General features: G+C 50.4%; 10 protein-coding genes and 1 tRNA gene. 7 read left to right on the top strand and 4 right to left on the bottom strand.

The window, feature by feature from the left end; genetic code table 11:
* The first annotated feature begins 1,068 nt into the window (after positions 1 to 1,068).
* From JKK62_RS11655 to JKK62_RS11625, 7 genes are all read left to right on the top strand, one after another.
* Positions 1,069 to 4,602 (top strand): autotransporter outer membrane beta-barrel domain-containing protein, encoded by a 3,534-nt coding sequence (locus tag JKK62_RS11655; RefSeq protein WP_207752185.1) that lies wholly within the window; start codon positions 1,069 to 1,071, stop codon positions 4,600 to 4,602.
* Between the two features lie 24 nt (positions 4,603 to 4,626).
* On the top strand, positions 4,627 to 4,785 hold the full coding sequence (locus JKK62_RS11650) for a hypothetical protein (RefSeq protein WP_201428030.1): 159 nt from the start codon (positions 4,627 to 4,629) through the stop codon (positions 4,783 to 4,785).
* A 192-nt stretch (positions 4,786 to 4,977) separates the two neighbouring features.
* A complete protein-coding gene (locus JKK62_RS11645) occupies positions 4,978 to 5,238 on the top strand; it encodes a PqqD family protein (protein ID WP_201428029.1) in 261 nt (86 codons plus the stop codon).
* A complete protein-coding gene (locus JKK62_RS11640; protein WP_201428028.1) occupies positions 5,231 to 6,688 on the top strand; it encodes a nucleotidyltransferase family protein in 1,458 nt (485 codons plus the stop codon). Before JKK62_RS11645 ends, JKK62_RS11640 begins: the two co-directional genes overlap by 8 nt.
* 3 nt (positions 6,689 to 6,691) lie before the next feature.
* Complete coding sequence (locus JKK62_RS11635; RefSeq protein ID WP_201428027.1) at positions 6,692 to 7,396, top strand: hypothetical protein; 705 nt, start codon at positions 6,692 to 6,694, stop codon at positions 7,394 to 7,396.
* 23 nt (positions 7,397 to 7,419) lie between these two features.
* Positions 7,420 to 7,827, top strand: a complete 408-nt coding sequence (locus JKK62_RS11630) for a dockerin type I repeat-containing protein (RefSeq protein ID WP_201428026.1) — start codon at positions 7,420 to 7,422, stop codon at positions 7,825 to 7,827.
* 19 nt (positions 7,828 to 7,846) lie between these two features.
* Positions 7,847 to 8,302 carry a hypothetical protein gene (locus JKK62_RS11625; protein WP_201428025.1) on the top strand — a complete coding sequence of 152 codons (456 nt, stop codon included), beginning with the start codon at positions 7,847 to 7,849 and terminating at the stop codon, positions 8,300 to 8,302.
* Between the two features lie 375 nt (positions 8,303 to 8,677).
* Here JKK62_RS11625 and JKK62_RS11620 read toward each other — a convergent pair.
* The 4 genes from JKK62_RS11620 to JKK62_RS11605 all read right to left on the bottom strand — a co-directional run bounded on the left by JKK62_RS11620 (position 8,678) and on the right by JKK62_RS11605 (position 13,973).
* Positions 8,678 to 8,765: transfer RNA gene (locus JKK62_RS11620), tRNA-Leu, on the bottom strand.
* Between the two features lie 171 nt (positions 8,766 to 8,936).
* Positions 8,937 to 11,903 carry a transglutaminase domain-containing protein gene (locus JKK62_RS11615; protein WP_201428024.1) on the bottom strand — a complete coding sequence of 989 codons (2,967 nt, stop codon included), beginning with the start codon at positions 11,901 to 11,903 and terminating at the stop codon, positions 8,937 to 8,939.
* A gap of 254 nt (positions 11,904 to 12,157) precedes the next feature.
* Positions 12,158 to 12,934, bottom strand: coding sequence for a M23 family metallopeptidase (locus JKK62_RS11610; RefSeq protein ID WP_201428023.1), 777 nt, complete (start codon positions 12,932 to 12,934; stop codon positions 12,158 to 12,160).
* Positions 12,935 to 12,995: 61 nt separating this feature from the next.
* Positions 12,996 to 13,973, bottom strand: a complete 978-nt coding sequence (locus JKK62_RS11605) for a calcium/sodium antiporter (RefSeq protein ID WP_243411835.1) — start codon at positions 13,971 to 13,973, stop codon at positions 12,996 to 12,998.
* Positions 13,974 to 14,144: the final 171 nt, after the last annotated feature.

Genomic DNA, 14,144 nt, shown 5'->3' with positions numbered 1-14,144 from the left:
TATATGGTTATTATACCACATTACAAAATTTTGGCAAGTGCCTAAGCCTGCCCCCTCTCCTCCCCTTTCGCCCTTCAATCATATGCAATTTTCCCATATAAATATATGGTATCATATTTTATAATATAGCGAATTGATCGGCGGCTTCCTAAATAATTATTATACAATTGCCATTAAATTCACCGTTACCCCTTGACTATTTTAGCAAAATGTGCGAAAATAAATTATCAATATCAAAAAGAATGTATATTTTTTCTAATAGAGAATATACGCACCCTCCACTTTACCCGGAGCACCATCCGGAAGAATATCATTGCTCCGACGCGGCAAGCTCAACCTTAGCTCTGCCCTGCGGTGCTCTCTCGCGGCGCCTCCCGACAGCCGCCGTATGATTCCGTTAAACCGAAATGCGCGAAATGCGCATTTCCAGTTTATAAAAATATTGTTTTGTTTTGTTTGGCTTTTCAACGCCGTCCCTCGCCCTTGGCAAAGGGTATCGGCACGTATCCATCAGCGGCGTTGTCAAGTCAATGTCCGGTGTTTTATTCAAATAAAATATGTGGTCAGCGGACAGACCCAAACCAAAGCAAGCACAAAAACTCTTAAAAAGAGGTATAAAAATTTAAGGAGGAAATTATGATTAAAACAATCAAGAGACCCATCAGCATACTTTTAGCTGTGCTGATGGTAATTGGTATGTTTTCTGCTCTGCCGATTTCGGCGGGTGCGACTTCCTATAATAGCGGAGGCGTTACTTTCAGTAATCTTGAAGTCGGCGATACTGTCTCCACAGGTGTTAGTTGTAGTGAAAATTGTCCAACAACCCTTGTTTTTAAGGGCGGCACATACGGCGTTAATGCTTCAGAGGGACGTGTTCAAGAAATATGCAACGACGATCTTACTGCATATATTGACCCCAGTGGATATTGTTTCGTCAACCAACAAGGTGATCGGATCTTTGTATATGAATGGGCGAAAACTGATAATACGTATTTTCTTTGCAATCAGAACGGTGAACTGAGCAAGCAAATGGTCGTTCTGGCGAAAGAAGGAAATACTCAGGATGGAGTGAAACTCACCGTCGGCGGTTATGATCCTGCTGCTGTTCCCCCCGTCTACGCCCTTGTCGGCACAATGAATGGGTGGAATACCGCTGACACTACCTATGAGCTCACTAAGAACCCCGGCAACGACGCCGAGTACATGCTGCTGGACTTTGCAGCCGATGCCAACACAGAGTTCAAGGTCGTGAAAAATGGCGCGTGGGAGGCTCCCACTAATAACTTCACGCTCAATGATGCCGGCACCTATGACATTTACTTCCGTCCTGACGGCAGCGGCAATCAAGCCGACGGCTGGGTAGACGGCAAAGTATTTGCTAACAATTTCCGTGCCCCTGCGACTTATGTTGCTCAGATCGGCGAGACCAAGTACGAGACCCTCGCTGACGCGTTCGCGGCGGCAGTTGATGGCGACACCATCACTGTTCTGGCTGACAGCACCGGCAATGGTATCAAGGTTACTCCCGCCGGCAAGTTTGCTGACAAAGGTCTGACCGTTGACTTCAATGGTCACACCTACACCGTAGACGCTAACACTGTCGGTTCCACCGGTACAGAGACCCAGGCGTTCCAGCTCCTGAAAGACAACAAGGTCACCTTCCAGAACGGTACTATCTATTCTGAAGTAGCAAAGATGCTTGTTCAGAACTACAGCAATTTGACTCTGGACGGCATGACTCTCGATGGCAGTAACCTTGTTGGCAGCGGCAGATACACCCTGTCCAACAACAACGGCAATGTTGTTATCAATAACTCCACCATTATTGCTAAAGAGGGCACCGGCAACTATGCATTTGACGTTTGCCGTTATTCCAGCTATCCGTCCGTACACGTTACCGTTACCGGCAACAGCCAGATCAACGGCGACGTAGAGATTTCTGCTTCTAAGGGCGAAGCGAAGGAAGGCTTCTCCCTGACCCTCGAGAGCGGCAGCATGACCGGCGATATCGTAGTCGACGCTTCTGCTCAGGCTCTTGTCGGCGATAATAACAAGGTCACCAAGGCTGATACCTTCACCCAGACTGCTCCCGCAGGCTTCAAGTGGGTAGACAACAGCGACGGCACCAGCACTCTCGCTCCGATCCCCTATGTTGCTAAGATCGGCGACAATAAGTACGAGACCCTCGAGGCTGCGTTCGCTGCAGCTCAGGACGGCGACACCATCACTGTTCTGACTGATTGCGCAGGCAACGGTATCAAAGCGCCTCAGGGCAAGTTTGCTACCGGTCTGACCGTTGACTTCGCTGGTCACACCTACACCGTAAGCGGTACTCCTGTCGGCTCTACCGGCACCGAGACCATCGGCTTCCAGCTTCTCAAGGACAACAAGATCACCTTCAAGGGCGGTACCATCACCGGCAACTCCAATGAAAATACTGATCTTCAGAGAATGATCCAGAACTACAGCGACCTGACTCTGGAAAACATGACTGTCAGCATGGTAGGTCGATACTATAATCAGATCACGGTATCTACTTGCAACGGCAAAACCGTTATCAAGGATTCCACAATTTCTGCGCCTGACTTCACTTGGGCAGGTTATGACGATCCCGCTGAGGTTGGCGCTGCTGCGCTCACAGTCGGCACATTCTCGAGCTATCCGTCAATCGACGTAACCGTTGAGGGCGAAAGCACTATCAACGGCGACATTAATGTTTCCGATGACAATAACAAAAAGGCTTTCTCACTGAAACTCAATGGCGGCGAACTGAACGGCAAGATCAATCTCGATGAAAATGCCAAGGCTGCAATTAACGACACTGCGAGCACAGCAAACGTCACCAAGGCTGACACCTTCACTCAGGCTGCTCCCGAGGACTACAGATGGGTAGACAACGGCAACGGCACCAGCACGCTGGCTCCGATCCCCTATGTTGCTAAGATCGGCAACACCAAGTACGAGACCCTCGCTGACGCGTTCGCGGCGGCTCAGGACGGCAACACTATCACCCTGCTGGCTGATTGCGCAGGCAACGGTATCAAGGTTACTCCCGCCGGCAAGTTTGCTAACGGTCTGACCGTTGACTTCGCTGGTCACACCTACACCGTAGACGGCGAGACTGTCGGTTCCACCGGCACCGAGACCAATGGCTTCCAGCTTCTGAAGAACAACAAGGTCACTTTCAAGAACGGTACCATCACCTCTGCAAAGGCGAAGATTCTGGTTCAGAACTACAGCGATCTGACGCTGGAGGGCATGACCCTGACCCTGAACAACCCGAACTATACTCAGGGCTACACACTGTCCAACAACAACGGCAATATCGTCATCGACGGCACCACCATCAACGCGAACCCCGCAGGCGGCTTTGCGTTCGACGTTTGCCGCTTCTCCAGCTATCCGTCCGTACACGTTACCGTTAAGGGCGAAAGCGAGATCAAAGGCGACGTAGAGATTTCTGCTTCCAGTGGACAGGCTAAGGATGGCTTCTCCCTGACCCTCGAGAGCGGCAAAATGACCGGCAATATCGTAGTCGATGCTTCTGCTCAGGCTCTGGTCGGCAAAGATAACAAGGTCACCAAGGCTGATAACTTCACTAAGGAAGCTCCCGAAGGCTTCGAGTGGGTATCCAACGGCAACGGCACCAGCACTCTCGCTAAGGTTCAGGACCTCTTCGCCGGTTACAGTGTATCTGTCGGCGGCACGATCACCATGAACGTCTATATCAACTCCGAGGCGATCCCCGGCTTTGGTGAGGCGAACAACAACGCTTCGGCGACCTTCACTTGGGACACCGCAGAGGTGACGCATGGCAAGCAGTACGGCAATGACACCTATACAGTTAATCTGTCGCCTGCCAACGTTGATGGCAATGGCTATATCAGAGCTTCTGTTCCGGTCAACGCGGCTCAGATGGCTAACACCATCACCGCTACAGTCACCGTCAACGACGATACGCTCGATGAGATCGGCACATTCAGCGTCAAGGAATATGGCGAGACCATCCTCGCCGATGAGAGCCAGTCCGAGACCGTCAAGACTCTGGTCAAGGAAATGCTCAACTACGGCGCTATGGCTCAGAAGGTATTTGAGAGCCAGCTCGTAGACAAGCCCGAAAAGCTTGCTAACGCCGGTCTCTCTGCAGCTGATCTTACTGCTATCGCAAACGAGATGAATAACGTCACCAGCGCTAAGATCATCGGCGCAGTCGAGACTGCGAACGGCACGACCGGCGCTTCCATCAACGAGCTGAAGCAAATCGGCTCGGATATCGGCGGCGCGTGGTACACCACCAGCGTGATCTTCCTCGACGGCAACACCATCAGACATTACTTTGATGATGTAAATGAAAGCGGAAGGCTTTACGACGGCGCTAAGAGGACTGAGGATTGCGGATTCATCCAGTATGTTGAGCATACGGATATCGCTGCCAGCCAGCTCGATACGCTCTATACCTTCAGCATCGAAGGCCGGTCGTTCAAGTATTCTGTCCTCGATTACGCTGCGGCAGTACTGGATAGCGACATGGATGCAAACGCCAAGAATCTAGCGAAGGCTCTGTACCTGTACAACCAGGCGGCTAACGCTTACTTCGGTTAATTATCGGAAAGGAAATGATAAACTATGAATAAAGAGACTTACGAGCGTCTGGTTATAGACGTGACTCAGTTCGATGCAGAGGATATCATCACCACTTCCGGTGAGGAGCCTCCCGTACCGATCCAGCATTCCACTCATATGGGAAGATTTGAGCATGGCCTCGGCCTCCCGCTGGGATTCTAATCCTACTGCGAAGCGAATTTGATCGCTGAACAAATGTTGTTCCGTAAAGAATAACGAATAATGCGCCGCCGTTTTGAGCGCTTTACTCAGAACGGCGGCGCAGAAAATGTATCGACAGCTATGCCGGTATTCAATAAAAACTCAAACGATTATTGAGTTTTTATTGAATGTCAGCGTCAAGGAAGTGTATTAATGAAATTAAACGAATGCTTTATCCCCCATCAGATCGACGGCCAGGCGGTAATCGTCCCCGTCGCCGGTACCGAGTTCCACGGCTTGATACAAGGTAACAAGACCCTCTCGGTGATTGCCGAGTGTCTGACCCGCGACGTCACCGAAGAAGAGATCGTCGACGTCCTCTGCGAGCGCTTTGACGGCGACAGAGAGGTTATCCGCGCCGATGTAGCCGCAGCGATAACTCGTCTGAAAGAAATAGGCGCGATAGATGAATAAAAAGTTCGAGGACGTCATCGCCGAGCAGGGCAGACTGGTTTATACAAATGTCGGCGACAGCATGTTTCCCATCATCCGCGAGGGTGATCTGCTGGTGATTAACGCCGTCACAGAACCGCTGAAGGTCGGCGACGTCCCGCTCTATAAGCGGGATAGCGGTCAGTATATCATGCACCGTATCGTCGCTCTTAAGAACGGCAAATACACGATGAAGGGCGATAACCGCGCGATAGCTGAAAAAGGGATCACCGACCGTCATATCATCGGCGTACTGACCGGCATCGTCCGCAACGGTAGGACATATCCCGTTGAGACCGTGGAGGAGTACACCATACGGATCGCAAAGGAACTGATCTATCTGCTCTCCTGCGCCGTAAACGAAGAGACCCCTGACCCGGATAGGGTCAAAGGCATGGATATGGCGGAGATATACCGCCTATCCCGCGAGCATATGCTCACCGCTGCCGTCTCCTACGCTCTCGAGAAAACCATCCCTCTCCCCTCCGCCTTCAACCAAGCTCAGAAGAAAGCCATCCGCAAGCTGACGCTCTTTGAAATAGAACGCGCGACTATTACGCGGGAGCTTGAGAAAGCGGGGATCTGGTATTTGCCCCTGAAGGGTATTTTGCTCAAGAACGATTATCCGAAATCCGCCATGCGCGAAATGAGCGACAACGATATTCTGGTCGACAACACAAAGATGCCCGATGTCAGACAGATCATGGAGCGCTTAGGCTATACCTGTGAGATGTACGGTAGGTTTAACCACGACGTCTATTCTAAGCCCCCGACGCTCGAGTTTGAAATGCATCATTCGTTGTTTGATAAGGATGTGCTCCCCCATCAGGACAGGTACTACAAACATATCCGTGAAAAGCTCCTTCCCCTGCCGGGGAGTGAATACGGCCTTAAAATGACGGACGAGGACTTTTACCTCTATATCCTCTGCCACCTGTACAAGCACTATACCCACGCGGGCTCCGGTCTGCGCTCGTTGCTTGATATCTATGTTTTCCGGCGTGCCCACCCCAACTTAGATCGCGAATACCTCGACGCAGAGCTCCAAAAGCTCAAGATCGCCGATTTTGAGAGAAAGATACGCCGCATGTCACAGAGTCTCTTCACCGTCGGCGAGCCGGATGAAGAGGATCAAAAGGACTTTGTTTACCTGATTATGTCGGGATATAAAGGTAAATATGAAACGCTTGAGCACAATCAGCTGGTCAAAAATCTAAACAACGATGACAGCAAGGCTTCAAAGCTGCGTTATCTGAAAAAACGCTTTTTCCTCTCCGGAGACTCTTTGCAAAAGCAGTATCCCTTTTTTGCTAAGCATAAAGCGCTATATCCGCTGCTGTTGATCTACCGCCCGCTCAAGGGCGCAGTCACGCACCCAAAAGGAATACTGCGCGAATTATACAGAGTCAAAAGCTTTAAAAAAGAAGGATAGAATATGAACGAAAACATGAACGAAACAAAGAATAATACTATTTTTCACAACCTGAAATTCCAGAACACGATCAGAATACTGACCGCTTTCTCATTTCTGCTGTTTGCCGCCTACCAGACTTTTCTGTCTTTTATGATAGATGTCAACAGAGTCGGCAGACTGATCGGAGTCGCCATCTACTTCCTCATCTCCCTTGCGTCATTCCTGGTGTTCTCCGATACCTACGCAGTCAGAACGCTGCGTTCCATACTGCTTGTGTCCGGATTTCTGGGCCTGGTCGTCACAAGGCTGTTTAACGCGCCTGTCATTATCGACTTTCTGAATACCGGCGGAACGCCCGGTAAGATGTACTTTGCGGTATTCCTAATGTCGCAGCTTGCTACGATTATGCTGACAATCGGCTATCTGATCTTAAAAACAAACCGAAAGCCGAACGCCACGCGCACTCCCGTGACCGTTATGATGGTCATAGTGATCATCTTGTTTATAGTATCCCTGATACTCGAAGTAGTTTTGATCCTCAAATATCATATGCTGATCGATCTGGGCGTAAGGCTAACCTTACTCGGCAGAGTTTTATTCTGCGGCGGCTTCGCCGGCACAGCGCTGGGACTCATTCTCCCCGCTCCTAAAATCGAAGAAAAGCCCAGAATGGGTCATTATGTTTATTCTGACAGCAACAAAGATGAAATCGATCTGGTCTTATAAGCAGGCATAACCGGAGGTGTAATATGAAAAGAATAGGTTCAATCGTTATCGCTCTGCTCTTTATACTGACTGCCGTTTACACGCTCCCTTCAACATATGCGGCCGACAATCGTCTGCGTGGTGATGCCGACCGCAACGGTGAAGTCACGCTTCCGGATTCGACGCTTATTCAGTATGTTTTGTCCGAGATCGAGGACTATGACCTTGACGAGCAGGCTGCCGATGTAAACGGCGACGAAACGGTCGATATCACAGACGCAACACTGATTCAGCGTTATCTGGTAGGTTTTGACAATCCCTATCAAATCGACGAGATTATCGGCTATTCCGATCCTACAACGCCCACAACGGCAGCTCCCACAACAGCAGCTCCCACAACACCGACGCCGACACGCGACCCGTATGAGCTGCCGTTTATTCCGAGTCACTGATACATCTATGGAGGTTACAATGAGCAAAAAAGTCATTTCGTTAATCGCAGCACTTATGTTGATCATCTGCATGTTGGCAGGCTGCGGAAAGGAAAAGAAGGATAACACTGAGACAGCTCCTTCTACCGTCACCGAAACTCAACAAGCCGACAAAGCGACTGAGGCAAAGTCGGACAAAAAGTCCGATCAGTCCGAAACAACCGCTGATGACAAGAAGTCCGACGACAAGAAATCCGAAAAAAAGAATTCTGACGAGAAAAATGCCGAAAATGACAAATCCGCCTCTGATAAGCAGAGCGGCGGCTCCGATGCAGGGAGCAACAGTGAAAGCTCACAGAAGAGCAGCGGCTCCGATTCAGGCAAAAGCGGAGAAAGCTCCAAGAGCGGAACTTCTTCAAAACCTCAGTCTGATTCCCACGCTGATGTTCCCCAGCCCTCCTTCGGCAAGTATGAACTGCCGTTCATTCCGGATTAAAAGGATCACAGCCAATACGAATCGCCGCCGAAAGCATCACTTTTGCGGTAAACAATACACACAACACTCTGTAATGCATAAAATAACGCAAATAGGCTGCCGCTAAACTTTCAGTTTTGCGACAGCCTATTTATTTTCACGCCTTGAAGGCACCAATAAAAGCCCGCAGATTTTACCGTTCTGCGGAATTTTTGTCTAATGTCCATTCGTACCTATCCCGGGGCAATCTTTGCAGCTTTCATCTGCAAAGAAGCAGAGAGAGCCGATAATACAGCCTTCCCTGCTTTATACTAATCCTTGGTAAAAAGATTTGTATTACGAGTCTGCCAACATTTTTATGCAAAAAAACAAAAGCCCGATATAATCGAGCTTTTGTGGTGCAGGTAACAGGAGTTGAACCTGCATGAGCGCAATGCTCACATGGACCTGAACCATGCGCGTCTGCCTATTCCGCCATACCTGCATGTTTATTTCACAAGCGTTATTATAGCAAATTCAAACAGGATTGTCAATACTTATTTTTGAAAAACCAATCGGACAACAGGATTCCTTTAAGGGTTCCGCTGACAGATCCGGCACGGTGAAGACGTCGCTCCCCACCGTGCCGTTATCTGCCGGATAGATCAAGTAATCATCACTTATAAGCTTCACTCCAGACGGCATTGTCGTTATCGAGCGTTAACTCCGTATGCCAATTCGACCTGCAAGCCCAATAATGATCCTCCTTCATATAGGTGTTGTAATCCGGGACGTTAAAGCGCGGGAGCTCGGACTCCGGGTCGCAGTACAGCCACTTGCCGTCAACATAGACCTCCGCCCAGCCGTGAGGTGTGCCGGCACCGGTAGCGCCGACCGTGACTCGCACACGGTATCCGGCAATCTTCGCCATATAAGCAAAGCAGGTCGCGTAGCAATAGCAGTTACCGCTGTGGTTCTTGAACATATCAAGAGCGATAGCAGGCATGGTCGAGCTGTCTTTCGGCGTATTGTAACGGCGCTCGTAAGGGAAGTTGTGCGCAATATACAGATATCCGTACTTCATACGCTCCTCAAGGGTGTCGCCGCGGCAAACAGTCATCATAAACTCTGCTGCTTCGCGCATATCCTCACCCATACAGCACACACCGTCGGGGTCGGCATAGACCCATCCTGTTGAGGCAGAACCTACGATCTGCCCTTTCGCAAGCGTACCGTTCTCGTTGTAATAATAGGTTTGATCGTTAACGGTCACAAAGCCCTCAAGCAGCACGCCGTTCTCAAACGTGCGATCCACACCGTTCACGTTCACGGTACCGGTGTACGGTGATCCGTTGCAATAATAAACCGTATTCGGTCGAAAGGCACTTAGCGGCTCGCCGTTCACACCCAGATAACGAAGCGTGTAACAGTAGATATGATCGATCTCCGCATTGTCAAAATAAGTGGTTGCCGTTGTATCTCCGAGCTCAATCGGTTCTCCGCCGAGTTCACGGCGGTACAGACGATAAGCGGAAACGCCCTCTCTCGCCTGCCACTCAGTCGTATAACCGCCTTCTCCGTCATAATTCACAGACGTGAGCACAGGGGCTGCAAAGTAGGTATGCGTCCAACCGGAAGCGTTGAAATCCGTGACAAAGCTGCCGGCGCTGTTCAGTCCGCGCAGGGTATAGATGCGGGTTTCGCCATCAGCAACAGATGTATCGGTATATCCTGTTCCGTAGCAGGTATCGAGACGCACCCAACCGTTACTACCCTTGTAATAAACACGGAAACAATCGACGCCGTCCATAGTGTTCCAGCTGATCTTCGCGCCGTCATCGGTGTTTTCGATGGAGGCGATCTCAGGGATCTCAAGACGGGTGATAGACTTGCCCGAATTGCAGTCGCTCATAAAACGGCTGCCGTCGGCAGTAATCATCCTGAGCGTATAAGTATATTCAATACCGGTGTATGCGGATGTATCGGTATAGGATGTGTCCGTTGTCTGGATCAGGCATGTCCACGAAGAAGTCGCCGTCTTTCGATACAGGCGATAATCCTCTGCGCCGGACGTTCTGTTCCATGTGATCTCGATACCGTTCATGCCGGAGGTCAGCGACTTGATCTCAGGCGCCGCATAAAAGGTGTTGCTCCAGCCGTCGCGGTTAAAATCGCTGACAAACTTTCCCTTTGCGTCCACGGCACGCAATGTGTAGATGCGTTTCATACCGTTTACGACGGAGGTATCGACATAGCTCTGTGCAGTCGTCTCAGTCAGACGAATCCAGCTGTTGTCACTCTTGTAATAGACGCGGTAAGCATGAACGTTTGCCGGTTTTTTCCAACCCAGTTTGACCCCGCCGACAAGATTCTCGATCGAATCGATCGACGGCGGTACGGCAAAAACAGCCGACTTACCGCCGTTATGATCGCTGATAAGCCTGCCTTCGGCATCAACCGCTCGCAGGGTATAGGTATATGTACCGCCGCTTTGGACGTTTTTATCCAGAAATGTATTGCCGCTTGTATGAGTCAGCCTCGTCCACGCGGATGAATCTGTTCTGCGATACACAACGTAAGCGGCTACACCCGCCGTCCCGGTCCATTTGACGGTAATCCCGCTTTTGCTGACCGCCAGGCTGTCTATCACGGGCGGTGCAAAAAAAGTATTTGTCCAACCCGTATGCTTGAAATCACTGACAAAGGCGTTCTTTTTATCCACGGCACGAACGGTATAAACGCGGTTCTCGCCGTTTTTAACCGAAGTATCGGTGTAGCTCAGGGACGCCGTCTGAGTCAAGCGCGTCCAGCCGGAGGCGCTCTTATGATACACGCGGTAGGCATAAGCGCCCGCGTATTTTCCCCAGCTCAGGCTGACACCCTTACCGGTATTCGTTATCTTAGTGATAACGGGATAACCGATTCTGCATGTCAAGGCAGCAGAGGACTTGAACGGACTGATAAACTTCTTTCCATCCTCATTCACCATACGCACGGTATAATAATATGTCGTGCCGTTAACGGCAGTCTGATCGGTATAGGTGCTGTTTGTTATGTACTCTTTGATTCTTGTCCAGGAGGTAGAGGCGGTCTTGCGATAGACGATAAAGCGCTCACCCTCCCATTCAGGACGGCTCTCCCACGGGATATTCCACTCCAAAAGCACGCCGCTCTCGGTGTTCTTGACGGTTTTAAGGAGGGGAGCGTCATAGTAAACATTACGCATGCCGTCATTATTGTAAACACTCGGAGCAGATGCGGTACTAAGCGTGTAGAAGCGCTCCTGCGCGTCTTTTACACTTCGATCGGTATAGCTTGTCCCGCTGACCTGCGCCAGCAGCTTCCACGAATCGTCCGCGTTGTCCTTATAATATAACCCGTAGGAACCGGGCTTTTCCCAGCTGATGACAGCGCCGTTATGCTCATTTTGAATATTTGTGATCCGAGGCGCGCTCTGTGCTGCTGTCACGGCGAGAATATCGTCATCAGACAATGCTTCGTCCGCTTCATCAGGCGCGATATCAATCCCCGCACCCTGATCGACAAGCGGAGCCTCCTCAGCATAAGTCGGCAGAGCCGGCAGCGCAGAGAACGCAAAGATCACAACTAAAATCGCCGATACTATTTTCTTTTTTAGAATCATACTGCTTTCCTCCTCAACGCGATAAGATAGATGATCCTGTATGTTTTAATCTAAGCAAAAATAATTCTTATTCAGAATTTTCAAGAATGATATGCTGCACAAATCCGGACCGCTCTCCGAATACAGTAAGGTATTGTGGTCGATATTTTTCTATAAAAGAACAAAGCGGACACTGGATAGCGTCCGCCGTCTGCCCCTGAACGAATCGAGGGCACTTCTGTCATATCATATGCAGAATCCTCCCCCGATATACCTCAACGCTCGCTGTCAATTACGCTGAGCGGGTCGATCAACCTGTCCCCTACCCTGATCTCGACATGCACATGCGTGCTGTCGTTCTCACAGGGAATCATCCCGACCGTGCCGATAGTATCGCCGGCTTCGATCGTGCTGTCCTTCTCAACGTTCAGATCGCTGTTCAGACCGCAGTAGTAAACCGTAAAGTCGCCGCAGTCCACCTCAACGATGATTCCGTATAATTCCGATGAAGAAATATTCTTCACTGTTCCGGCACACATGGCATAGACGCTCTCACCCTCCTCGGCTGAGAAATCACAACCTGTATGCGCACGGTAATCTTTCATCGTATTACTGTAGACGCTCTCTTCACTGTAAGGCTTGATGACATTCTGACTCTTAACAGGCCAGATCAGGCTCTCCTTTACGCGCAGTACCGCCTGTAAAGGATCCAATCCGCCGATATGTGCAACGTCCTTTGTCTCGGGATTGGTCTCGCTGACGATTACACTGTGCTTTTCCGTCGGCTGCTCCGTCTCGGGCTCAGGTTCTGTTTCTTCATAAGCCTCGGTCTCAGCCGGTACAGTCACGCCGGTCATCTCCTGCGCTACAGCGGCAGTCGGCGAGGATAAAGAGCCGAAGTAGCTTTCGTCATCTTCTTCGGGCATGTCACCGAACGACGTATACGCTGACCATACCGCCAGCCCTACCGCCATCATACAGATAGACAGGGCGATATAGAAGCTGACGCGCTCGGTCGGCTTTTTCGCTTTATTCTTTTTTATATTATTCATACTAAACGCCTCCGCCCATAGTATGAGCGAAAACGTCCGTTCTTATTCAATTATCGCGCGATTATCTCAGCGCCGCAAAAACGACGGTCGCGACATACATCAGGATCATCACGATACCCTCGCCGCGGTTGATATGCTTCGTAAGTGAGAAGATATAAACCATAACAGAAGCTATGATCAAGATCGCAAAATCAACCATCGAAGCAAAGTTGATCGGGATCGGATGAAGCGCGGCGGATACGCCGAGAATCATCAAAAGGTTAAAGATGTTGGAGCCGACCACATTGCCGACAGCGAGACCGTTCTCACCTTTACGAGCCGCAACAACTGAGGTTACAAGCTCCGGCAACGAGGTGCCGACTGCTACGATCGTCAAGCCGATCAGCGTCTCGGACATACCGAATGCTGCGGCGATGTATTTGGCGGAATTGACGACGAACTGACCGCCCGCGATGATCAGCGCTACGCCGAACAGGATGAACAGCACGCTCTTGAGCGGCGACATGGTTTTGACCGGCTCTCCCTCGGCTTTGTTCTTCTTCGCCGAGATGACCAGCATCGCGATATAACCGATGAAAACGAGCAGCGCGACGATACCGATCGGACGGCTGACCGTCGCGACGTTATCCGTCATCTTCACCGTACCGAAATCCACACGACCCAGCATGCCGACGCCGAGCGCGACAAACAGCAGGATCGTCGTGATGATGGAGAACGGGAAATCGCGCTTACGGATCACATTATCGATCGGGACGGGCTTGATCAGCGCACATACGCCCAGCACCATCAACAGGTTGAACAGATTCGAACCGACAACATTACTCAGCGCGATCTCGTTAGAGCCCTTGAGCGCCGCCGAGGTACTGACGGCAAGCTCGGGAGCGCTTGTACCAAGCGCGACGATAGTCAATCCTATAATGACTGACGGCACCTTGAAGATCGCCGCGAGCGACGAGCTGCCGTCTACAAAGATATCCGCGCCTTTGATAAGCGCGACAAAGCCCAAGATCAGCAGAACGATCTGCAACACCATTTCCATTTTGACTCTCTCTTTCCCCGTTGACCGCTTTCAATAGTATCTTCCGATACGCTTGATCCATACGTCGTTTATCGATAAAAGCGGCGATGCTATGCTCAATTTGTGCACATTTTTATAACACAAAAGTAAAAACCCGCTTATTCAGCGGGTTCTTTTACAATATGGTGGAGA

The sequence above is a fragment of the Ruminococcus difficilis genome (assembly GCF_016680995.1).
This window is presented reverse-complemented; position numbering and strand designations above follow the sequence as displayed.

Coding starts and splice junctions, on each gene's coding strand:
- JKK62_RS11650 (WP_201428030.1), top strand. CDS start 4,627: ATGAATAAAGAGACTTACGAGCGTCTGGTTATAGACGTGACTCAGTTC.
- JKK62_RS11645 (WP_201428029.1), top strand. CDS start 4,978: ATGAAATTAAACGAATGCTTTATCCCCCATCAGATCGACGGCCAGGCG.
- JKK62_RS11640 (WP_201428028.1), top strand. CDS start 5,231: ATGAATAAAAAGTTCGAGGACGTCATCGCCGAGCAGGGCAGACTGGTT.
- JKK62_RS11635 (WP_201428027.1), top strand. CDS start 6,692: ATGAACGAAAACATGAACGAAACAAAGAATAATACTATTTTTCACAAC.
- JKK62_RS11630 (WP_201428026.1), top strand. CDS start 7,420: ATGAAAAGAATAGGTTCAATCGTTATCGCTCTGCTCTTTATACTGACT.
- JKK62_RS11625 (WP_201428025.1), top strand. CDS start 7,847: ATGAGCAAAAAAGTCATTTCGTTAATCGCAGCACTTATGTTGATCATC.
- JKK62_RS11615 (WP_201428024.1), bottom strand. CDS start 11,903: ATGATTCTAAAAAAGAAAATAGTATCGGCGATTTTAGTTGTGATCTTT.
- JKK62_RS11610 (WP_201428023.1), bottom strand. CDS start 12,934: ATGAATAATATAAAAAAGAATAAAGCGAAAAAGCCGACCGAGCGCGTC.
- JKK62_RS11605 (WP_243411835.1), bottom strand. CDS start 13,973: ATGGAAATGGTGTTGCAGATCGTTCTGCTGATCTTGGGCTTTGTCGCG.